Source organism: Shewanella oncorhynchi (assembly GCF_030848765.1).
Lineage (GTDB): Bacteria > Pseudomonadota > Gammaproteobacteria > Enterobacterales > Shewanellaceae > Shewanella > Shewanella oncorhynchi.
Genome location: NZ_CP132914.1, coordinates 4,616,415 through 4,638,422, shown reverse-complemented (window position 1 = coordinate 4,638,422; position 22,008 = coordinate 4,616,415). Strand labels below are relative to the sequence as shown.

20 protein-coding genes and 1 pseudogene are annotated in these 22,008 nt (G+C 44.1%); 13 read left to right on the top strand and 8 right to left on the bottom strand.

Features of this window, described 5'->3' with window-relative positions:
* Positions 1–131: 131 nt before the first annotated feature.
* From acnD to RA178_RS20430, 4 genes are all read right to left on the bottom strand, one after another.
* Entirely contained in the window at positions 132–2,735 is a 2,604-nt protein-coding gene (acnD, locus tag RA178_RS20445; RefSeq protein ID WP_306683638.1) for a Fe/S-dependent 2-methylisocitrate dehydratase AcnD, read from the bottom strand.
* 80 nt (positions 2,736–2,815) lie between these two features.
* A complete protein-coding gene (gene prpC, locus RA178_RS20440; RefSeq protein ID WP_011848086.1) occupies positions 2,816–3,943 on the bottom strand; it encodes a bifunctional 2-methylcitrate synthase/citrate synthase in 1,128 nt (375 codons plus the stop codon).
* A 167-nt stretch (positions 3,944–4,110) separates the two neighbouring features.
* Positions 4,111–4,989, bottom strand: a complete 879-nt coding sequence (prpB, locus tag RA178_RS20435) for a methylisocitrate lyase (protein ID WP_006084450.1) — start codon at positions 4,987–4,989, stop codon at positions 4,111–4,113.
* A 52-nt stretch (positions 4,990–5,041) separates the two neighbouring features.
* Positions 5,042–5,809 carry a GntR family transcriptional regulator gene (locus RA178_RS20430; RefSeq protein ID WP_006084449.1) on the bottom strand — a complete coding sequence of 256 codons (768 nt, stop codon included), beginning with the start codon at positions 5,807–5,809 and terminating at the stop codon, positions 5,042–5,044.
* A 330-nt stretch (positions 5,810–6,139) separates the two neighbouring features.
* Between RA178_RS20430 and RA178_RS20425 the strand changes: the two genes are divergently transcribed.
* The gene (locus RA178_RS20425; protein WP_198573268.1) at positions 6,140–6,604 is read left to right on the top strand and encodes a 2-thiouracil desulfurase family protein; all 465 of its coding nucleotides are present in this window, start codon (positions 6,140–6,142) and stop codon (positions 6,602–6,604) included.
* A gap of 7 nt (positions 6,605–6,611) precedes the next feature.
* On the opposite strand, the gene yihG (RA178_RS20420) is transcribed toward RA178_RS20425, so the two are convergent.
* From yihG (RA178_RS20420) to RA178_RS20410, 3 genes and pseudogenes are all read right to left on the bottom strand, one after another.
* Positions 6,612–7,556, bottom strand: coding sequence for a 1-acylglycerol-3-phosphate O-acyltransferase, YihG family (gene yihG / locus RA178_RS20420; RefSeq protein ID WP_263236944.1), 945 nt, complete (start codon positions 7,554–7,556; stop codon positions 6,612–6,614).
* Positions 7,557–7,569: 13 nt separating this feature from the next.
* On the bottom strand, positions 7,570–8,466 hold the full coding sequence (gene yihG, locus RA178_RS20415; protein WP_131524935.1) for a 1-acylglycerol-3-phosphate O-acyltransferase, YihG family: 897 nt from the start codon (positions 8,464–8,466) through the stop codon (positions 7,570–7,572).
* A 112-nt stretch (positions 8,467–8,578) separates the two neighbouring features.
* Positions 8,579–9,235, bottom strand: a pseudogene (locus RA178_RS20410) (ATP-binding protein); the annotation flags it as partial.
* A gap of 325 nt (positions 9,236–9,560) precedes the next feature.
* On the opposite strand from RA178_RS20410, the gene RA178_RS20405 reads away from it, so the two are divergent.
* From RA178_RS20405 to RA178_RS20380, 6 genes are all read left to right on the top strand, one after another.
* Entirely contained in the window at positions 9,561–10,307 is a 747-nt protein-coding gene (locus tag RA178_RS20405; protein WP_306683630.1) for a DNA/RNA non-specific endonuclease, read from the top strand.
* A 64-nt stretch (positions 10,308–10,371) separates the two neighbouring features.
* The gene (locus tag RA178_RS20400; protein ID WP_263186595.1) at positions 10,372–11,214 is read left to right on the top strand and encodes a hypothetical protein; all 843 of its coding nucleotides are present in this window, start codon (positions 10,372–10,374) and stop codon (positions 11,212–11,214) included.
* A gap of 23 nt (positions 11,215–11,237) precedes the next feature.
* Complete coding sequence (locus RA178_RS20395; protein ID WP_306683628.1) at positions 11,238–11,636, top strand: hypothetical protein; 399 nt, start codon at positions 11,238–11,240, stop codon at positions 11,634–11,636.
* A 25-nt stretch (positions 11,637–11,661) separates the two neighbouring features.
* Complete coding sequence (locus tag RA178_RS20390) at positions 11,662–11,874, top strand: hypothetical protein (RefSeq protein ID WP_306683626.1); 213 nt, start codon at positions 11,662–11,664, stop codon at positions 11,872–11,874.
* A gap of 217 nt (positions 11,875–12,091) precedes the next feature.
* A complete protein-coding gene (locus RA178_RS20385) occupies positions 12,092–13,012 on the top strand; it encodes a zinc dependent phospholipase C family protein (protein WP_306683624.1) in 921 nt (306 codons plus the stop codon).
* Positions 13,012–13,410, top strand: coding sequence for a hypothetical protein (locus RA178_RS20380; protein ID WP_306683623.1), 399 nt, complete (start codon positions 13,012–13,014; stop codon positions 13,408–13,410). Before RA178_RS20385 ends, RA178_RS20380 begins: the two co-directional genes overlap by 1 nt.
* A gap of 510 nt (positions 13,411–13,920) precedes the next feature.
* Here RA178_RS20380 and RA178_RS20375 read toward each other — a convergent pair.
* Positions 13,921–14,382: a hypothetical protein gene (locus RA178_RS20375; protein WP_263186591.1), complete on the bottom strand. Its 462-nt coding sequence runs from the start codon at positions 14,380–14,382 to the stop codon at positions 13,921–13,923.
* A gap of 694 nt (positions 14,383–15,076) precedes the next feature.
* Between RA178_RS20375 and RA178_RS20370 the strand changes: the two genes are divergently transcribed.
* The 6 genes from RA178_RS20370 to RA178_RS20345 all read left to right on the top strand — a co-directional run bounded on the left by RA178_RS20370 (position 15,077) and on the right by RA178_RS20345 (position 21,991).
* Positions 15,077–15,466 carry an H-NS histone family protein gene (locus RA178_RS20370; protein WP_306683620.1) on the top strand — a complete coding sequence of 130 codons (390 nt, stop codon included), beginning with the start codon at positions 15,077–15,079 and terminating at the stop codon, positions 15,464–15,466.
* A 167-nt stretch (positions 15,467–15,633) separates the two neighbouring features.
* A complete protein-coding gene (locus tag RA178_RS20365; RefSeq protein ID WP_306683618.1) occupies positions 15,634–16,692 on the top strand; it encodes a ComEC/Rec2 family competence protein in 1,059 nt (352 codons plus the stop codon).
* Positions 16,682–17,944 (top strand): ABC-three component system protein, encoded by a 1,263-nt coding sequence (locus RA178_RS20360; protein WP_306683617.1) that lies wholly within the window; start codon positions 16,682–16,684, stop codon positions 17,942–17,944. Before RA178_RS20365 ends, RA178_RS20360 begins: the two co-directional genes overlap by 11 nt.
* Positions 17,928–18,473 carry an ABC-three component system middle component 1 gene (locus tag RA178_RS20355; RefSeq protein WP_263186587.1) on the top strand — a complete coding sequence of 182 codons (546 nt, stop codon included), beginning with the start codon at positions 17,928–17,930 and terminating at the stop codon, positions 18,471–18,473. The genes RA178_RS20360 and RA178_RS20355 overlap by 17 nt, the downstream gene beginning before the upstream one ends.
* Positions 18,454–21,576 carry an AAA family ATPase gene (locus RA178_RS20350; protein WP_306683615.1) on the top strand — a complete coding sequence of 1,041 codons (3,123 nt, stop codon included), beginning with the start codon at positions 18,454–18,456 and terminating at the stop codon, positions 21,574–21,576. Before RA178_RS20355 ends, RA178_RS20350 begins: the two co-directional genes overlap by 20 nt.
* 79 nt (positions 21,577–21,655) lie before the next feature.
* Complete coding sequence (locus RA178_RS20345; protein WP_306683614.1) at positions 21,656–21,991, top strand: hypothetical protein; 336 nt, start codon at positions 21,656–21,658, stop codon at positions 21,989–21,991.
* Positions 21,992–22,008 lie beyond the last annotated feature (17 nt).

The window sequence follows — 22,008 nt, the reverse complement described above, 5'->3', positions numbered from 1 at the left end:
CTCCAAAAGGACTCCAATGGAGTCCAAATGAGCGCCAGTAACTTAATGGTGAAGTCGCTGGCGCTCGGTTTTGCTAGCTGATATTTAAGAGTCGTCTCTAACCAGACACGGGCGTCGATTCAAATCTCGACTCAAGCCTGATTTGACTCAAGAAAGTCCTGAGCAAAACGCTGCAATACGCCGCCAGCCTCGTAGATTGACACTTCTTCGGCGGTATCGAGGCGACAGGTGACGGGCACTTCGATGCGCTCACCATTTTTACGGCTGATAACGACAGTCAAATCCGCTCGTGGCGCTGGCGTGCCGAACACATCGAACACTTCGGTTCCGTCGATGGCGTAGGTGGCGCGATTGTCGCCGGCTTTAAATTCCAGCGGCAACACGCCCATACCCACTAAGTTAGTGCGATGGATGCGCTCGAAACCTTCGGCAACAATGGCCTCAACCCCCGCTAAACGCACGCCTTTGGCTGCCCAGTCACGGGACGAACCTTGGCCGTAATCTGCGCCCGCTATGATGATCAGCGGCTGCTTACGTTCCATATAGGTTTCAATCGCTTCCCACATACGGGTCACTTGGCCTTCTGGCTCGATACGCGTCAGTGAGCCTTGTCGTACTTTGCCATCAACCAGCGCCATTTCATTTTTAAGCTTGGGATTGGCAAAGGTGGCGCGCTGGGCGGTTAAGTGATCCCCCCTGTGGGTGGCGTAGGAGTTAAAGTCTTCCTCCGGCAAGCCCATTTTGTGCAGGTATTCGCCTGCGGCGCTGTCCATCATAATGGCGTTCGATGGCGATAAATGGTCTGTGGTGATGTTGTCACCCAGCACCGCCAGTGGTCGCATACCTTTGAGTGCGCGTTCACCCGCCAATGCGCCTTCCCAGTAAGGTGGGCGACGAATATAAGTAGATTGCGGACGCCAATCGTACAGCGGGCTGATTTTTTCGCCATAATCGACGGCTAAATCGAACATGGGCTCGTACACTTTACGGAACTGCTCAGGTTTAACACTAGTCGCAATCACGGCATCGATTTCTTCATCCGATGGCCAAATGTCGATAAGTTTTAATGGCTTACCGTCTTTATCTAATCCCAGCACATCCTTTTCAATATCGAAACGTATGGTGCCTGCAATCGCGTAGGCGACGACCAATGGCGGCGATGCTAAGAAGGCTTGTTTTGCATAAGGGTGAATACGGCCATCGAAGTTACGGTTACCCGATAACACAGCGGTGGCGTACAAGTCGCGGTCGATCACTTCTTTTTGAATCACAGGATCCAGCGCGCCGCTCATGCCGTTACACGTCGTGCAGGCAAAACCAACAATGCCAAAACCGAGTTGTTCAAGTTCAGGCAATAGCTTGGCTTCTTCCAAATACAACTGCACCGCTTTTGAGCCTGGTGCCAGTGAGGTTTTGACCCAAGGTTTGCGGCTTAAGCCTTTAGCGTTGGCGTTGCGGGCAATGAGACCTGCAGCAATCACGTTGCGTGGGTTACTGGTGTTAGTACAGCTGGTAATCGCCGCAATAATCACAGCACCATCGGGCATTAAGCCTGGCTCGTTTTCGACTACGCCGCTAATTCCGCGCTCAGCCAATTCTGATGTTGGCACCCGTGCATGTGGGTTTGATGGCCCTGCAATGGTGCGCACCACCGAAGATAAATCAAAATGCAGTACGCGTGGATAGTGCACTTCGGTCAAGCTGTCGGCCCACAAACCTGCGGTTTTGGCATAGGTTTCAACCAGTTTAACTTGCTCGGCTTCGCGGCCAGTTAAGGTCAAATAATCTAAGGTTTGCTGGTCGATGTAGAACATGGCCGCAGTGGCGCCAAATTCAGGTGTCATATTCGAAATCGTGGCGCGATCGCCTAATGTCAGCGCCGCTGCGCCCTTACCGAAGAACTCTAAATAAGAGGAGACGACTTTTTGTGCGCGTAGAAACTCGGTCAAGGCTAATACGATATCGGTAGCCGTAATGCCTGGCTGTGGTCTGCCCGTGAGCTCGACACCGATAATGTCCGGTAGACGCATATAGGATGCGCGCCCTAGCATGACGCTTTCGGCTTCTAAGCCACCGACACCTATGGCGATAACGCCGAGCGCATCAACGTGCGGCGTGTGGCTATCGGTGCCGACTAAGGTATCTGGGAAGGCCACGCCATTGCGTGAATGCACCACAGGCGACATACGTTCTAAGTTAATTTGGTGCATGATGCCGTTACCCTGAGGGATAACATCAATATTTTTAAAGGCTTTTTGCGTCCAATCAATAAAGTGGAATCTGTCTTCGTTGCGTCTGTCTTCGATGGCGCGGTTTTTGGCGAAGGCGTCTTTATCAAAACCACCAAATTCGACAGCGAGTGAGTGATCCACAATTAATTGTGTTGGTACAACAGGGTTCACTTTGGCCGGATCGCCACCCTTAGCGGCAATAGCGTCACGCAGACCCGCAAGGTCAACTAAAGCGGTTTGCCCCAAAATGTCGTGGCACACCACGCGGGCAGGAAACCAAGGAAAATCCAGTTCTTGCTTAGATTCGATAATCTGTTTTAGCGAGTCGGTTAAAACGGCCGGATCGCAGCGACGGACTAAGTTTTCAGCTAAAACGCGCGAGGTGTAAGGTAGCTTGGCATACGAGCCAGCTTGAATGGCTTCTACGGCTTCGCGGGTATCGAAGTAATCGAGTTGAGTGCCGGGTAAGGGCTTGCGATATTGGGTATTCATAGCAGTGCTCATAACATCATCCATTTCGGAAAATGAAGTTGGCGCGAGACTTACATTGAGTGAAATCTCGCGCCAAGTGTGGTCAATTTTGCTTAACGGTTGGCAATCGGTACCACTTTGCGCGGCGCAACGCCCACATAATCGGCACTCGGGCGGATGATGCGGTTGTTAGAGCGTTGCTCCATCACGTGCGCCGCCCAGCCTGTAACGCGTGAACACACGAAGATAGGCGTAAACAACTTAGTCGGAATATCCATGTAGTGGTACGCGCTGGCGTGGAAAAAATCTGCATTACAGAAGAGTTTTTTCTGTTCCCACATCAGGGCTTCACAGGCAACCGATACCCGGTATAGACGGTCGTCACCATTGGCGGCAGCCAGTTTTTCTGACCATTCTTTGATGATGGCATTACGTGGATCGCTGTCGCGGTAAATTGCGTGGCCGAAGCCCATGATCTTATCTTTACGCTCGAGTTTGCCCATTAAGATGTCGCGCGCATCGGCTTCATCTTTCATGTCTTGGATCAGTTCCATCGCCGCTTCGTTCGCGCCGCCATGCAGCGGACCGCGCAGTGAACCAATCGCCCCAGTGACGCATGAATGCATATCTGACAGGGTGGAAGCACAGACGCGAGCGGTAAAGGTTGATGCGTTAAATTCATGTTCTGCATAAAGAATTAACGATACGTCCATCACTTTAGCATGCAGTGCCGACGGCGCTTTGCCATGTAATAAGTGGAGGAAGTGTGCGCCAATTTGATCGTCATCGGTTTCAGTATCGATACGCACGCCATCGTGGCTAAAGCGATACCAGTAACAGATGATCGATGGGAATGCGGCGAGTAAACGGTCGGTGATTTCACTCTGTTCGGCAAAGCTGTGCTCGGCTTCTAAGTTACCTAGCATAGAGCAGCCAGTACGCATCACATCCATAGGATGAGTTTCAGCAGGAATGCGCTCTAATACTTCTTTTAATGCTTGTGGCAGACCGCGAAGGCCTTTGAGTTTGGTTTTGTAGGCATCAAGTTGGGCTTGAGTGGGCAGCTCGCCGTAAAGAATAAGGTAGGCTACTTCTTCGAAGGTGGCATTTTCACCGAGATCTTTCACATCATAACCGCGGTACGTTAGGCCCGAGCCTGACACGCCCACTGTGCTCAATGCGGTTTCGCCTGCGCTCTGGCCACGTAATCCTGCACCGCTTAGTTTTTTAGCTTCTGACATAATCCTTCCCTTCCGTTAACTCTGTTTGGTTATTGCTGGCGGATTTCAGTGCTCATTTCAGAGCACTTATTCGCCGACATTTATTGGTTAAGGCTGCACTTTTTATGTAATTTGTTTAACGCTAAATCTGTTTTAACGCCAAACCCTGTAGGGTTGCAGCTTTTCGGTTATTTATCTTGGCTGAACAGTTGATCTAACTTGTCTTCAAAGGCGTGGTAGCCCAAGTATTTATACAAGTCTTTACGGGTCTGCATAGTGTCTAGCACGTTGCGTTGATGACCATCATTCATCAGCGCTTGCATGACGTTCAGTGCGGCTTGGTTGGCTGCACGGAAAGTACCGAGTGGGTAGAGCACCATGTCGGCACCCGCCTCGGCGAGTTCTTCTTTATTGAACAATTGGGTTTGACCAAATTCAGTCATGTTGGCCAAAATCGGCGCTTTTACCTGTGCTTTAAAATGGCGATATTGGTCTAGCTCAGTTAAGGCTTCGGCGAAGATCATGTCGGCACCGGCGGCGATATACGCTTGAGCGCGTTCAATTCCCGCTTCTAAACCTTCCACGGCAACCGCATCGGTACGCGCCATGATCACAAAGTTAGGATCGGTACGGGCATCGACGGCCGCTTTAATGCGATCGACCATTTCTTCAATGCTCACGACTGCTTTGTTGGGTCTGTGACCGCAACGCTTTTGCGACACTTGGTCTTCCATGTGCACAGCAGCGACGCCGATTTTTTCGAATTCTTTGATGGTACGAGCAATGTTGAATGCGCCGCCCCAGCCAGTATCTATATCGACCAATAAAGGCACCTGCGTGGCAGAGGTGATGCGGCCTGCATCAATCAGCACGTCATTCATTGAGGTCATGCCCAAGTCAGGCAAACCGTAGGAAGCATTGGCAACGCCAGCGCCCGAAAGATACAAGGCTTGGAAGCCAGTTTGCTCTGCCATTAAGGCAAAATAGGCATTGGTGGTGCCAACGATTTGTAACGGTTTGGCCTTAGCAAGAGCTTGGCGAAAACGTAATCCTGCGCTTTGGGTCATGGTTTTATCCTTTTCCATTTTATGGGAAGTGGGCATATTGAGCCGTAAGAACTTAGCTAATGTTGGCTAAGGTTTCTTTTGCGGCTGCATTGGCTTGCAATTCAATTAAGCGTAATTCGGTATTTTTACGCCCCTGTTCGATATGGCGGCGCATCAGCAAACTGGCCAACTCACCATCGCGCTGGGCAATGGCTTCGACTATGCGTCTGTGTTCGGCAATCGCTTTCACTGGGCGATTTTTATTGGTGCACTGGTAGCGGTACATACGTAGCAGGTGATACAGGCCGCCGACTAAGGTTTCCTGCAGATGCTTGTTACCGCTGGCTTGAATAATTTGGTAGTGGAAGTCGACATCGCCTTCCTCTTGGAAGTAAGTATCGCCCTTGGCGAGCGCCGCTTCTTGCGTTGCGAGCAGATCTTCTAATTTGGCTAATTGTTCTGGGGTAATACGGCTGGCGGCGAGTTCGCAGGCCATGCCTTCAAGCACGCTACGTAGTTGATATAAATCGTTAAGTTCACTCACTGTTAGCTGGGCGACGCGGGCACCAACATGGGGCGCACGCACCACTAAACGTTGTCTTTCTAAGGTTTGCAGTGCTTCGCGGGTCGGCCCGCGGCTGATGCCGTATTTTTCGGCCAGTGCTTGCTCGTTAATCTTGCTGCCTGCAGGCAGTTCGCCCTTGATGATGCTGGTTTGGATCTGCACCAAAATTTGATCGGCTAATGTGGTCGACGTCTTATCTGCCGAGGTCGATTTGACCTTGTGCAGGTGGGGAACTTGAGTGTCATCAGAAACGAACGTCGTGTCTTGCTTCAACATAGAACGCATCACTATTAATAGGATTGTCGACAATGGGTAAAAAATAGCCCTCCCTTGGCAGATTGTCAACAATGTGTTTACTTAGACGTAAGTCTATATTTCAATGAATTTCTGTTTTTATTGTTGATTTTTATCATTTTATTTTTATTATCTCGTTATTAATATTTTATGTTATGAATATTTAAATATTAAATTGTCAACAATGGAGTGGTTTTAACCTTCCAACCTTGTTGCGGATGTTGATGGTTTTGGGGAAAATCATCCAAATGCATTTGGCATGTTTATCCTTCACGTTATGCTATGGGCGGAATGAGACATTTGGGGATGACAGTGGAAAAAGTGTTAGTGAGTAGTTGTTTACTCGGACAAGCGGTGCGCTACGACGGTGGCCATAACTTGATGGAGAGCGAGCTGGTGCAAACGTGGCTCGAGCAAGGGCGGATTGTGGCGATTTGTCCCGAATGTGCAGGCGGTTTGCCAACACCTAGACCGCCAGCGGAGCGGATTGGACAGCGCATCTTAACTGCCCAAGGTGAGGATGTGACCCACGCTTTTAGTCTGGGAGCTGATCTCGCGCTTAAGCTGGCGCTGCAACACGGGATTAAAGTGGCGATTTTAAAAGCCCGTAGTCCATCCTGTGGTAATAGGCAGATTTACGATGGTCAATTTGTAAAACAGTTAATTGCGGGACAAGGATTAACAGCTGAAAAACTCAGTGCCGCAGGAATAACCGTATTCAATGAATTGGAGTTATCCGCTGCAGCGGCATGCGTTGCTGAACTAGAGCAAAGCTAGAGGCGAGCTAGCTTGCTTGAGTGTGATTTGGGCTGGTGGCCTTATTATTCACACTTTGATGTGTTTGGAGTAAAGCATGAATTTGTTGATCTTTTTCCGCCCACACTTGGTTTAACCAGCGTTGGAATTCGACGCGGTACTCAGACTCAGAGAAATAACGCGCCGCATCTACCTGAGGCACGGGCAGGGCGTTAATTCGCACTATAATCTTACTGACCTTACCATTCATCACCCCAAACAGAATATCTTCAGGCGCATCTGGGTAGACGATTGTCATATCCAGCAGGTTAGTAAATTGTTCGCCCATGGCTGATAAGGTAAAGGCGATACCACCCGCTTTAGGACGTAACAAATGTTGATAAGGCGAGTTTTGGCGCTGATGTTTATCTTGGGTAAAACGGCTGCCTTCAACATAGTTAATGATTGACGTGGGCATATTGCTAAACTTGGCACAGGCGCGGCGTGTGGTCGCTAAATCTTTGCCCTTAAGCTTTGGATTCTTTTTAAGTTTTGCCGGGCTAGTCCTGTTCATGAAAGGCATATCCAGCGCCCAACAACCCAGTCCCATAATCGGCACATAGGCGAGTTCTTTTTTGAGGAAGAACTTCAGCATAGGGATGTGGTTACGTAACACGTAAGTTTGCGCGGCGATATCGAATCCACTGAGGTGGTTGCTGATCAGCAAATACCAGCTGTTTTTATCGAGTCCTTCGAGCCCTTTGACATCCCACTCAATTTTAGCGATCAAATACAAGATGCCACCGTTGCAGCAGGCCCAAGCCCACATAAAACGGTTCATGACCGTAGTCACCGCATTGCGCGCATTTTGTGCTGGCATCACAAGTTTCACTAATCCGCCAATGCTGATAAGCGAGCCCCAAACGGCGGTATTAATGATCAGCAAGCTTAAGCTCAGAATAAACAACACTGAACCAGGCAGGAAATTCAACATAGTGGCGTTACCTTTATTCTTTATTCGCTTGGCTAGCGAGTTGGCTTAACACTTGATCCTTAGTGAGCCAGAGTTGATTCAGTTGTTCTTGGAAGCCAATTTTAAAATCGCGGTCATTCATATAATCGCCGCGCATTGCAGGATCAATATCGGAGACCTTGATGTGTACTTTAACGCTTGGCAACTTGCCTGTCAGGTAGTCCCAATAGCTCGGTACTGCGTCTGGGTAGTAAATGGAGACATCGACTAGCTTGTGGATCTGTTCACCCATGGCTGATAGCGCGAAGGCCATACCGCCCGCTTTAGGTTTTAGCAAATGTTGGAACTGTGAGTTTTGTTTTTGATGCTTAGCCTTGCTGAAGCGCGTGCCTTCGACAAAGTTCATCACACTCACAGGCTTAGCCTTAAACTTAGCACAGGCTTTACGTGTAATTTCAATGTCTTTGCCCTTTAACTTAGGATTCTTACGCAACTGCGCTGTGCTATAACGACGCATAAAAGGAAAATCGAGTGCCCACCAAGCTAGGCCTAATACGGGTACAAAAATCAGCTCTTGCTTGAGGAAAAACTTTAAGAAAGGGATTTTTCGGTTAAAAATCCGCTGCAGGATCAGGATATCGACCCAAGACTGGTGGTTGGCAATCACCATATACCACTCTTTAGTGGAAAAGTCGGTGTCACCACTCAGTTCTATTTTAACGGGATGTAAGCAACGCTCAATCACGCCATTGACGCTGATCCAAGCGCTGGCACAAAAATCGAGCACATGACTAGTCGCAGTCCTTAATGGACTGATAGGTATCAGTTTTACAAAACTGATTAACACGATTGGGATAGTCCAAAAGACGGTATTTATAACGTAACCTAAAAATGCAATACAGCCTTTTATCTGTGAAAACAGCATTCCCATCCGAGCCCCCTGACAAAAATTGGAGGCCTATGTTACTCGGTGTAGGCGTTTGGCTCAATCTTAGGCACTGCTGGTCGGTGCATTTGTTCATCTTCACTGTAAAGTGGCTGACTTAATATTGCTGGGATAGTCGTGCCAGCAACCTATCCATAGCACGATAACCCAGTGCTTGGGCAAGATGACGGCGTTCGGTATTAGGGGCTTGTTCAAGATCGGCGATAGTGCGGGCGACTCTTTGTATACGATGAAAACTGCGAACCGAAAGGCCAAGCTTCACCACGCTTTGCTCCAAAAATACTAAATCAGCATCACTGAGTCCGCTGAAGCGTTTCAATTCTTTCCCTGTAAGTTCGCTATTGAGCACACCAGCACGGGCGAGTTGTAGCTCACGTGCTAGCTTAACTCGTTTGGCGATATCTTGGCTGGTTTCTGTCTGCGGCGCGGCTTGAGTCAAAGTGCCCGCGGGAAGTTTGGGCACTTCTATGGTCAAGTCGAAACGATCGAGAAACGGACCTGAAAGCCGCGAAAGGTAACGTTGGATTTGTTCTGGGCTGGATCTATGATGGCTATCCAAGTCGCCACTAGGGCTAGGATTCATCGCTGCGATTAATTGGAATCGACTTAAAAATGTCAGCTTAGCGGCGGCGCGGGAAATCACTACTTCGCCGGTTTCCATCGGTTCACGCAGGCAATCTAAGACTTTACGAGGAAATTCAGCCACTTCATCCAAGAATAATACACCGCGATGGGCGAGGGAGATCTCCCCAGGTGTCAATTACATTGAAATTATGTAATGAACATCGATAATTTGTACCAATATTGATATGGTGTAATAGCGTTTTGCTTCGAATAAAGTTGTCGTTTAGTTTTGTCAGCTGCTGTGTTGCGATAATTCTTGGCTCAGAAGAACTAGCTCAAATCAAATTTTAAACTAGCTACGGATACAGATTTTATGTACTCCGTTTTTATGAAAATGCTAAAAATTGCAACTAACAATAGTCAGGTGCTATTGATTCATATAACTGATAATAGTGTTGTTTTCGGTATATAAAATGCTATTCTGGAGACAATTTCTACCAAAAGGAGTTGGATTGATGCGAATATCGCTATTTGCCTTATTAATATTAAGCTCACCAGCAGTATATTCCGCTGATTCTATTTATTCCGTCCATTGCCCAGTTAGCTGCCCTGAAAACCCTGTTGGTAACAATTTAGTATTCGGTCATCTCTACGCATTATCTAATAACAGTAATACTAAAATGGCGGATTGGGTTGCTTATGAGGTTGATGTTGCCAACTTTGGTGAATCACCTGGTAGAGACTGGGCAAGTGATCCGTTCTTATCTCCAGATGCCACATTGGAAGAGAACGATTATAAAGATGCCAGTAAAGAGCCTCTAGATGCGGACCGAGGACATCAGGCACCTTTGGCTTCATTTGCAGGGTCTAGATATTGGTATGAACTCAACTACCTGAGTAATATTACCCCACAAGATAAAGACCTTAACCAAGGTGCTTGGAAAAATCTTGAAGATGCAGAGCGGGATGCTGTCAGTTATCGTAACACTTTATTTGTTGTGACTGGACCTCTGTATGAAAAGCCAATGCCTAAAATGCCTGCTGCGGATGAAGCTCATGCAGTGCCTTCAGCCTACTACAAAATCGTTTATGACAAGTCTGGCAACGCCGCTGCATTTTATATGGAGCAGTCGACACCAAGGCAAACTCATTATTGCTCTAAATCACTTAGAATCAATGAGTTACAGTCAAGGTTGAACTACAAGCTCCCTACTTTAAAGTCAAGCACTGCTATTCTTAAGCGCTTAGGCTGTAGTACATAGGATTTCAGATAAAGCTACACCAGCTTATTTATAGCCTACACATGAATACAAAAGGACAATTTCTATGAAACGATGGCATCACATCACAGGTATATTTGTAGTGTTTTATTTAGCTGGTTGCTCCAATTTACAACCAGTTCGAGAGTTCGCAAACGCTTCAGCAGAACTGTCAGGATATACCCAACTTACCAATCGATTTAATACAACCTATGAAAGAGAGCGGCTTTACATTTCAGGCCCAGTCGATGTCAGCGCCCAAGCGAACGATAAAAAGCGAAAAGAAGTTTATGACGATTTGTTAAAGATTCATGGAACAGCAACGCTCTACATGCAGACATTGGCAAGGCTTGCAGGAGAGGATACGTACGACTTATCAGGTGAAATTAATGGTATTGCGGGTGGAATAAAAGCACATCCTGAGTTTGGAATATCGAAAACACAGGTCGATGCAGTGGCGAATATATCTAACCTGATTTCCAGATGGGTTACTGCTGGCATTCAAGAAAAAGCCGTGAAAGAGATGGTTCGTGAGGGTGATGCTTCTTTCCAGCACTTGTTAGACGGAATGAGGAACCTAGTACGCCTCTATGCGAAAACTAATGAAAATGAAAAACGGACCGTACTAGGCTTCTTTGAGATTGAATTGATTTATGCCGATACACCAAAGGACAAGTTATTGGCTACGTTGGCCAGGATTCATGAAGATTCTAAACGTCGAGAATATGAGCAAGCACAATCTTTTTTCCTGAGCGCGGAACAAGGCATACAAAAGGTTTCAGAAGGACATACCGAATTACTCAAGCATCTTGATGACCTGTCTGGCGATGATTTGAAAGCCTCTTTGAAGGCTTTGACTAAAGATATAAAAAGCGCCACCAAAAATGTTCAAATGTTAAACGTCAGTTGATCAAATTTTTAGGGAGATAATAAATGGCTTTATCTACAGCAATAGAAATTGAAGCATTCGCAGACAAACTTACGGAGTCTGCTGATATGCTGCACGCAAAGACAGTGGCTGCCGCAGCGAAAAAATTGATTTCTCATGAAGTCGCGCAACAAGCATTTGAACAAGCTTCTATTTTGAGACAGGAGGCCAACAGCTTTTATATTGATGCTGCTCAAAAAGTCCTACAAGACCTTGATATGTCGCAAGATGAAATTCTTGGGATAATTGATAAAGCCAAATCACATATTGAGCTCATTGATAAAATAGAAGAAGGGTTAGTTATAGTAACTCAACTTTTAGATTTAGTTGCTAAAGTTCAGAGTGCAGACATCAAAGGTGTTATATCAGTCACCAAAGAGCTAAAAAATCAGTTCAAAGATTAAGGAGCCATAGTATAGGAGGCATGATATGTATTCAGCTGTTGCTGAAAGGCGAAGTCATTTCTTAAAGTTGTTAAGAAATGAGATAGCACAAGCAGTTTTACTTACAGCCTTTTCAATTGTCTTTATTGGTTTGCATAGTACAGATGATGCATCTGAAATATACGCAGCTAGCTGTATTACTGACTTCAACTTGATTGCCTTAATTTTGGCTACATATGTAAACATCGCTGATGTTTAGGTTCCATACATTTAGTAAGGACAGACGGAGTAAAACAGGAAAATTCGATACAGTGTTGAGTCTATGACACTTTTGTTAGTAATAGTGACATCGTTCTTTTCCATAATTATTACCGTTGCCGCCACAATCAGCAATATTAACCTTCGATAAAAATATGCATAATAGATGTTCTACTATTGCATTGGAATACAATTGAACTGATTAGAAAGGAGACATCATGCCAGGTGCATTTGCTCACATTACAGCGGTAAATATTGCGTTAAGCAACGCTGCTTTGGCATCTCTACAGGAGATGCCACAAGAAGCAAGATTTATTCTTTCACAGAATATTCAATTTTCTGAATTAGGTGCTGTCAGTCCTGATTATCCATACCTCGCGATTGGATCTAAAGAACAGAACACATGGGCTGACCTAATGCACTACACGCGGACAGGCCAATTCATCCAATACGCAGCAATGAATATTCGTCAACTAACTGGTGAAGCTCAGGAACGTGCTTTTGCATGGTTATGTGGTTACATATCACATGTCATCGCTGATATCACCATACATCCTGTTGTAGAAAAAATTGTAGGGCCATACGAACAAAATGCGAAGGCGCATCGCAATTGTGAAATGAACCAAGATGCATACATATGGCAACGTTTGAACCTGGGGCAAATCGGTCTTGCTGATAGGGTTCGACTCAATATTGGTAATTGTATTGATACTGACACTAACAAACTAGCTAATGCGGTAACTACAGTATGGTTATCAAGCTTGAAACAAAACTATCCGATAGAGTTTCAGCAAAGTCCTCCAAATATTGATCTATGGCACAAAGGTTTTCAGAAGGTTGTAGATACCGCAGAAGAGAGTTATAGACTCTTTCCTTTTGCACGACATGTCGCTGTAAATGCAGGTTTAACTTATCCAATGCTTGATGAAGTCGCCCTGGTATTCATACGACAAATTCCAACGCCAAGAGGACCAATGGACTATGATGAAGTCTTTGATTTGGCTGTTCAAAACATTCGTAAGTACGTGACAATACTTGGCCAAGTGGTTTTCCAGAGTAAGGAACCTACTGAGTTTCTGGATTGGAACTTAGATACTGGTCGAGCACCTGATGGCTCTTTAACTGCATGGAGTGAATGATGAAATTTTCTTTTATCCCCTTATTATTAATTATTAGCACTCAAGTTTGTTCCGCACAAGAATATGACGATGAGATAATGTATGATTTAGGCTCCAAATTTAAGGACCTCTCCAAAAAGGTAGATGGTTACGTTAAATTCTCACCAGGAGCCACTAAAGAAAATGCAAGCGTTCTTGAGAAGTCTGGTGTTAACACTATTATTCAACGAGATTTTTCAGGCTACGTAGTGAAAGTCGATGTTCAAGGTTCAAATGTTGTTATGCTTTTGTGTGAAAATGATGTCGCGTTGATCGAAGATGCGGGTTGCAACGCAGAGCTCGATAAGGCTCTCTGGAAATCTCCTAAAGTAAATTCATGCGAAATTGTTTTAGATTCATTCTCAGTCTGTGGATTATAATGGTCCTAATTTATCCCCAATTTAGAGCATGTTTAATATGGTAGCTTGAGTTGTCGGACTGTATTAAAGTCCCTTAGTTAATACAGTATGTTCCGGTGGTCTCTATGCGTTAACCAGTAAGAGAGATGAATCTAAAACCTAGCTTTGTTCAAAATGAACCTGTTAATGCTTTGGTGGGCCTTGTTCGCTGAATCAATTTGGATACAAAGCCACTAATTGGTGAAGTTTCGGAAAGTGGTTTATTACTACCAAAAGTCGATAGTTAATGCGAAATAATTTTCAGCCTCAGCGGTGAACTTATGCTCAATCACTAAAAAGTATTGCAAGATCAATAGCATAACTAGATAGAGCGAACAACTTTAATACTTTATGTCAAAAGCCCCATGTTCTTGGGGCTTTTTCTTGCCTGAAACAGGACAATTCGTCCAGTGGCCTGGGTAGTCATGACCACTAGAAGTGTTCACTCTCACAGCAGTGTGAGCAATTTAGTGCAGTGCCACTAACTTAGATCTACTTATCTTCTTTATGGTTTCGTTCATATTCATTAATGTATTCTTTTAAGGTCCCCCAAATAGCAAAAGAAGCTAAAATGAAATATAAATAGTAATATTTTAACTCTGAAACTTTCTTTTCTTCTTCCATTGTATTTCTAATTTTTTCCATAGAGTTTGCTTTTGTATTTTGGTAAACGCCTTTTTTACAATCTAGTGTAGTATGCTCTTGGCCGAGCAGTTCACAGGTTAACGTTTTTACTTCGTAGTAAATGTCGTGAATTACAGCCTCATTTTTTATATTCCTAAGTTCATTTTCAGCACTATCATATTGATTTATTTGAATTTGGAAATATGGTAGAAATAAAAACATGCCATATAACGAAAGCAATTGTATGATCCGGTGAGTTTCTAGCTTCACCTTCCAAAAGCCTTTATTGAAAACTTTCCTTTTTAATCTTTCAAGTTTAGAACTGTCCATAATTTTCCCTTAATTCCTGTTATTGATTAATTTTCTATCATTTTATTTTAGATACATATTGATTCTATCACTTTAGTTTTCAGTAGTTTCAAATGGTTAATTTTTGTTCAATTAATGTACAGTTCAAAAGACTTTAGGTATTGCTAAAGTTGGTGGTGACAAGAATTTTAGACCAATGGTGGTGAGTGCCCCAACAGTCGTATTTTATGATTCCAACCTAATATTGGCGGTACTGGCGCCGATTGTTCGCTTCTATAGTTTTGAGGCTGATCAGTCTGCTGTTAGTTTTGAACATATGATTTTTTGAAGATTATTTGCTTAAGTTTATGCAAAGAAGAGTGATGTGAAAAAGGATGTCGATGAGCTATTCGATTTCTGTATGGCAGATGACATTGTAGAAGCTGTCTGCTACAGGCCTACAATTAGCTTTATTTGAAAGGCTTATAAATTGGTTTTTATTGTTGACTTCAAATGACTTACCTTACAAAATTTAATCCAGAGCTCACGAATTAGATCTAGAAATCTAACTAACTTTAGTCCCTAAGTGAGTTAGATGTATGAGATGAGTCAAAATCTCACTGTTTATGCAGTTTTACGTGCATAAGTGACGTTTTTCAAATGAATCTAGCTGTGTATTCATTACAAATTGAAAATCAGCTATATTGTTGTGATACTAACTCATTAGGGAAATACAATGTCTCAATTTTTAGAGATCTTAACTCATGCTCGTCGTTTAAAAGCTTCTGTTAAAGAGTTATCTGTTGCTGAACTAAAAGATGTATACGAAAAGTTAGGCAAGATCGTTGCTGAAAGAGAAGAAGAAGCGAATGCTGAAGCTGAAGCAAATGCTGAACGTATAGCTAAAATTGCAGAACTTCAGAAGATGATTGAGTCAGCTGGTTTATCACTTGATGATCTTGGTGGTGTTAGTATTAAAGTAAAAAGTACAAGAGCAGCACGTCCAGCTAAATATTCAATCGTAGTTGAGGGCGAAACTGTCACTTGGACAGGGCAAGGTAGAATGCCAACTGTTTTCAAACAACAAATTGAAAATGGCCGTTCAATCGAAGACTTTTTGATCTAAATTTCCCGCCTATAGCAGAACAGACGAATGAAAGTTTGTTCTGCCCCATTTCGTGTTACAGCGTTGTTTTACCGGAAAATTGAGCTGTCTTTGTTGACCAACTTTTAGTAATGATACAAAGTGTCCATTATTACTGAATCTGATCACCATTTCTAAAAGGAGGTTTAATGGGAATCTGTGTACGAGCTTTGCAGGCAAATCATGGGGACTGCATACTAGTCACCCACGAAGGGCCTCACGGTATCTTCAACCTCCTTATTGATGGCGGTAACTCCGGAACTTTCAAATACGGCCAGCAGGATCGTATGAAAGGTGAATTGTGTAAGTTGCTCGACGAGTTCAAAGCACTGAATCAGTATCTTGACTTGGTTATTTTGACTCACATTGATGATGACCACATCGGTGGGCTTCTCAAGGCTTTAAAAGCTCCAGGCTACGGTCAGCTTGTTAAAAGTGTCTGGTTTAATTCGTCAAGATTAATTACAGACCACTTCAGCTTCCCTGAAATTCCTGCGAATGACATTTATTTGTCAGATTCATCTCCTGACACTAGTGTTCGGCAAGGGAAGAAATTTGAAGCTCTCCTAGATGAGCTAGGTGTAGAACGTGGCCATATAGTTATGGCTGGGCAGGAAATTGTTAAAGGCCCCTTTACGTTTAATATATTATCACCAAATGAAACTCAGCTTCGAAAGCTCCTGTGTATTTGGCCAGTAGAAAAATCGTCGCCTAATACATCCGCGGATGTGACCGACTACTCTCTTAGTTTGGAGCAACTCTGGGTGGACGACAGTTTCGAGAGCGACACCTCAATTGCCAATGGAAGTTCAATTGCTTTCATCCTACAGACAGACGATCAGAAAATGTTATTCTTGGGGGATGCCTATGATACCTGCACTGTCGAAAGCTTAAAGCAACTAGGTTATAACGAGCAGAACAAGTTGCAGCTGAGCTTAGTCAAAATTTCACACCACGGAAGTCAATACAATACCAGTTCTGATTTTTTGAGTATGATTTCTTCTACTCATTACGTTATCTCCACTAATGGGGCAAGGCACGGACTGCCCAATAAAAGAACAATTGCAAGAATTCTCGCTGCTGGGGATGGAAAAATATGTTTCAACTACCCTGAAGTCGCGGCTTCAATGTTGCTTCCGAATGAGCAGCATAAATATGCTGGACGCTTGGATGTTGTCGGTCAGATAGAGTTCGAACATGACGCCTGATGAGCTGATAATTTCTTATGCTGTAAAAATAAACGGTGGGAGCGGAGTTCTCGTTGGTGCGCTCTCGCAGGACTATACTTATGTTTTCACCGCAAAGCATGTATTGAGCGCGACCAATCAAGTCACCCGAAGTGGAGTTTCACTTCAAATAATTGATGAACCATATCTGCACCCAACACTAGATTGCGCAGTATTAAAGGTTGAATTTCAACAGAATGTAAAGCAGCGCAATTGGTTAGGAAATGTGCCCTCAGGGGCTGCGCTTTCATTTGTGGGATTTCCTGACACTAACACCAATACCGATATTCCCTTCAAGATTTATACAGGCGTCCAAAATAGTACGCTTAATAATGTAGTGGTTTGTAATCTCAACAACAGTCCAGCGCAAGATGCAATTGTTGGCATGTCTGGTGGCGGTCTGTATCACGAGTGCAACGGTTACCCTTACCTGGTGGGTGTTGAGTATCGAATGGATGATGAAGACGAGAATCTGCGATGGGGCCGCATACGTTGCTTTTCCATGGCCATCTTCGAAGAAATCATTGCTCAGTATGATCTTGCCTTAATGGCTCCTAGCTTCATGGCGTGCTTTTCACAGCTTAAGGATGATATTTTTTATTTCAATGCTGCAAATCCAGGCAATCTATTGAAACTTAACAAAAAACTGCATGAGTATGCAGATGTACTGATAGCTCTGGGGCTGCCACCTCCGCATGAACTGATGACGCGCTACAACAAAAAGTTGCTGGTTGGTCATGAAACTCAAGCTGCTGTGTTGGATAGAGAGTTGTGGGTTGCATATTTTGAATTTGCAATCGTTTGCGCTTTGATTGATGAGCCAACAAATATTGATGAGGACTACATAAAGGGTTTGGAGAAGCGACGAAGGTTTGTCTACTCTGGCAGTAATGCTCACTGGATTAGACATCTTTCGGAGATTTTAAAAGCAGCAAAGTCCACGTTGGACGAACATGGAATTATGATTATTAGCTCTCCTCAAGAGGAGGCTCCCTATCTTCCGGACGAAGAGGACTTGGAAGAGGTTATTGACGATATTGCCTCAGCCCCTACAGCAGGAACCGGTCAAAGAATTGATGATGTACATAGAGAGGTATATAAGACTTATACGGTCGCGCATATGAAAGGATTGCGCAATAAGTATGTGCTGAAAAAGCATCGTGAGTATGGACTTGCCCGTCCGAGCGAGCAACTGAAAATATTCAGGGATTATTATAATGAAGTTATTAAGTAGGGAGCATGACTTTGACTTTCTGACCTCCGAAGTCGATGGGGTCAGGTTTGAGTTGTTTGCTTCTAGCCAATCCTTTTTAACTTGTATTGTTTGTTGGTTTGAGTCGTCAACGGACGTCATGATGAACTGGCAGGCAATTCAAAGCATAGTATCGGTTAAGTTTAAGCCAGAAGGAGGGCATTCAAAATGGAATGTTTATTTGATTTTGATGTGTCCTGATAGCCTTGAGATTCGGGATAAATATGTAATTCAAAATGACCGCTACGCGGCTAGGAAGATCATATTGGATGGGCTCGGTGAGCTACCGGATTCTCCGGATGTTGAAAAATTGGTAAACGTAGCGTTATTGGGCACGGATCTCGAGCTAGCACCAGTTTCGGATAATTCCAAAGATTACATAGAAACACCCATTGCGGCAATTGTTAAAGGTGTACCCTCAGGTTTCAGTGTGGATGCGAAAGAAGCGCGCAGTGAAATGATCAACAAACTAATCGAGTTTTTGTCAGAAAATGAAAATAAAAAAAGTTGAGATCGAGGGCTTTCGCGCTTACAAGCACAAAAAAGACGGGACTTTTGATTTTACAAATGAGAGTGGTGAACCGTCGAATTTTGTTGCTATTTATGCCCCTAATGGATTCGGAAAAAGCTCTTTTTACGATGCTGTAGAATGGGCTTTTACTGATAATCTTGAGAGGTATACCAACAGTCACAATAAGAAAAATAATGAGCTGGCAGCAAAAGGCACAAAGCAACTTCAGGTTCCTCAAAAGATACTACGAAATACTGAGGTGTTGGATGACGTGCCTACGCATGTATCTGTAATCACAACCACGAAAAAATTCGAACGAAAGCTGAAAAAGCCAAGGTCGAACTCAAGCGATCTCACTTTTAAGGCAACTAAGAAAAGTGAAGATGTAGAAGTCTACAAGAGAGTTATATTATCCCAAGACGCAATAGACCGTTTCCTTCGCGAGGCAAAACCTCAGGAAAGATATGATCTTTTCATGGGTTTCTTTGGTGGAAGTGCTGAAACACTACGCCAAGAAATGACCTTGCTAATCAATGAGAACGAATCGAAAATCGTTACGCTGCTGGCCGAGCGGTCAAGAATTGAGTCTCAGCTAAATAATCCGGTCGACTCCCGAATATTCGAAGACTTTAATACCCTTGCAGCCGCCCTTAACTCTCAAGGTGAAGCAATTATCTTCGTCGATGAGAACTTTGATGCGCATGCTGAACACCAAATACTGTTATCGATTGTCACTCGGACGCAAGCGCTTAATGCTGAGCGGACTGCGATTCAGCAACGACATGCTGCGTTATTGCTACAATTATCAGGGCTCCCTGGCTTTAAGCGTAACCTAGAGCTATTGCCGCAGCACAATTCGTATGTCAACAATGTATCGAAAGGCTTGCAGGATTCAGTCAAATATCAACAGCTCACTGCAGCACATAGTCGCGGCCTTTCTGAATGGCAGGCAATTAGTGATGAGTTGAAAGATCTGGAGGAGGTGATTGCCCAGGTTTCTTCGTTTATTGCTGATGAGGAGATTAGAGTACAATCTGTTGGTCAATTGCCTGCTCTAACCGCAGAAAAAAACCGATTAATCGCGGAGCTTAAAACGGCCGAAACATCGGCAGCTGGCACCAAGAAATCAATTGCAGATCTCGATCAAAGGGCGTTAGAGCTTCAGTCATTGATCGCAACTAGTCCAGCCATTTACTCCGAAATTGCTGCTAACGAAGCCGGCCTGATTGGGCTGAAAGTGGACTTAAATGCCAAGCTCACTTCCCTCCAGCTCACTGTAGCGGAGCGGGACGCCGTAGCTTCGCAACTTAACAACATCCCCACATTGCCAATCACTGCTGATACCCTGCTGTACGGTGATACCAGTTACCTAGGCCTGCCCGATGACTTCATCGTCAAAATTCAGGTTGCTCATGAAGAATTAGCTGCATTGCGCTTACACGACCAGTCGATTAAAACGACTCAAGTAGCTCTTACTCAGCAGATGGAAGCTGTCGAGAACCTTGTTTCACTCGGTATTTCTTACCTCTCAAAATGGCCCAGCTCTGAGTGTCCATTATGCCGACTACCCCACCCAACATCTGATGCCTTGATCAAAGCGGTTAAGAATAATGACCTGCTAACGATAGTTGCAAAGCAGAATGCACAGGAGTTAGAGAAAGCCGCGCTTCGCATCCAGTCGCTTTCAGCAGAAATTGATTCTCATGTTGGTGTGGCCCAGAAGAAACATTCAGAACACTTATCGTCGTTACGACAGAAACTCAATGATTTTAGTTCACGGATCACTGAGCTAGAGAGTCAAAGAACACGTCTTGCAGCAAGTGTTGACATAGCTGAGCGTACGCTTAAGTCATTGAAAGCGAGGGTTTGGGATGTTGACTCGCAAGAATTGAGAAAACGCGTCGACGCGGAGTTAGCTGTTACATCGGAGCGACGACCTTTATTGGCGCAGCAACTGGCCTCAGTCGAACATTCGGTTACTTTGCTTCGCGCCCAAATTCAAAATCTCGAAAATCAGATATTGGGATTAGTAAACCTGATACACGAGATAACGAACCAAACCTCGTACGAAAAAGTTAAAGCATTTATCTCCAAAGAAGCTGTTGCTGAGGTCAGGATCCTTGCCTTAAGCTGCGATAGAAAAAAAGCTGAGCTAACGACAAGAATTAATGAGCTAGGTGAACAACTTGCCAAACTATTAGGCGAGTGTAACAAACTTCAAGGCATAATGAATTCGGAAGGTAATTGGATTGATTTTGCGGTTTTAGCTTCTAATAGAGACGAAGCAGTCAGGCACCTGAATGATATCCAGTCTGCTATCACTACGTTTGTTCAAACTGTTGATCGGCTAGTCGGAAAGCCTCTCGGAAAGGATTATGATCTAATCGAACGGGAAATCCATGAACTGACACCAGAGCTACTTCGTCGTGATAATGTACTGGCCGCCAAAATCCAATCATTTGATTTGCTGACGGAGCAGCTTAAGGTGTTCAAACCTTACTTTGATGGACTAAAGTTACGAGACCAGTTAAAAGTGGTCGAGCATGATCTTTCTCTGCATAAATTAGTAGAAAGTAAGCTTACAGCTGAAAGAGAGAGCGTTGTATCGAAGCTGAAGGAGAGGGTTAAAGAGTTCTTTTTTACCGACTTGATTAATGCCATTTACAGCAAAATTGATCCGCATCCCTCATTTAAAACTGTTCAGTTCGTAGTTGACTTTGAATCTAATGAGAAGCCGGGATTGAATATTGTATTGCAAGATGAGAGAGGTGACATAATTTCTCCAATGCTATATTTCAGTGCTGCTCAGCTCAATATTCTTAGCCTGAGCGTTTTTCTTGCTAACGCTTTACACGCGATGGACAAATCTGGAACACCTCTGGACATGATAATGATTGATGACCCTATTCAGTCAATGGACTCTATTAATGTTCTGGCTACTATTGATTTGTTGCGAAACATTTCGCAAAGATTTAATAAGCAAATCATTATTTCCACACATGATGAAAACTTCTTTGGTTTACTCAAACGTAAGATTCCTTCCGATGTCTTCAATTCAAAATTTTTGCAACTAGAAAGCTTTGGAGTTGTGGGTCAAGGCTAGCGAGTGAAATTGAGATGATGCTACCCGAGAGGCTTCTTAGAAAGCGGTATTAGCCGTTATGGGTAATAAGGATGGTCTGATGAAGTTCGGCGAAGAAAGAGCTAAGAAAACAATAGAAAGACTATATTCTAATCCTAAAAATTGGAGAAGAAATGATTTCCGAAAAGCTTACTATGTTCTTACAGGTCAGGAACCGGTCATGTCGGAAGAGATTGCTAAGGAAATCATCAAGGCGTGTATCGATGATGACAACCTTAAAGAAAGAGTCGAATATGTTGCAGCACTACTCCTAATTACGGGCAAGTGGATATTGCCAACGGTTGTAATCCCAAGTGGAATGTCTAGCCAAATTAAGGCTAGGTACAGTAGTGGAGACTTACGCTCTTGTTCTAGCCCATTAGCATACAGAAAATAAACATAACAAATTGTTCA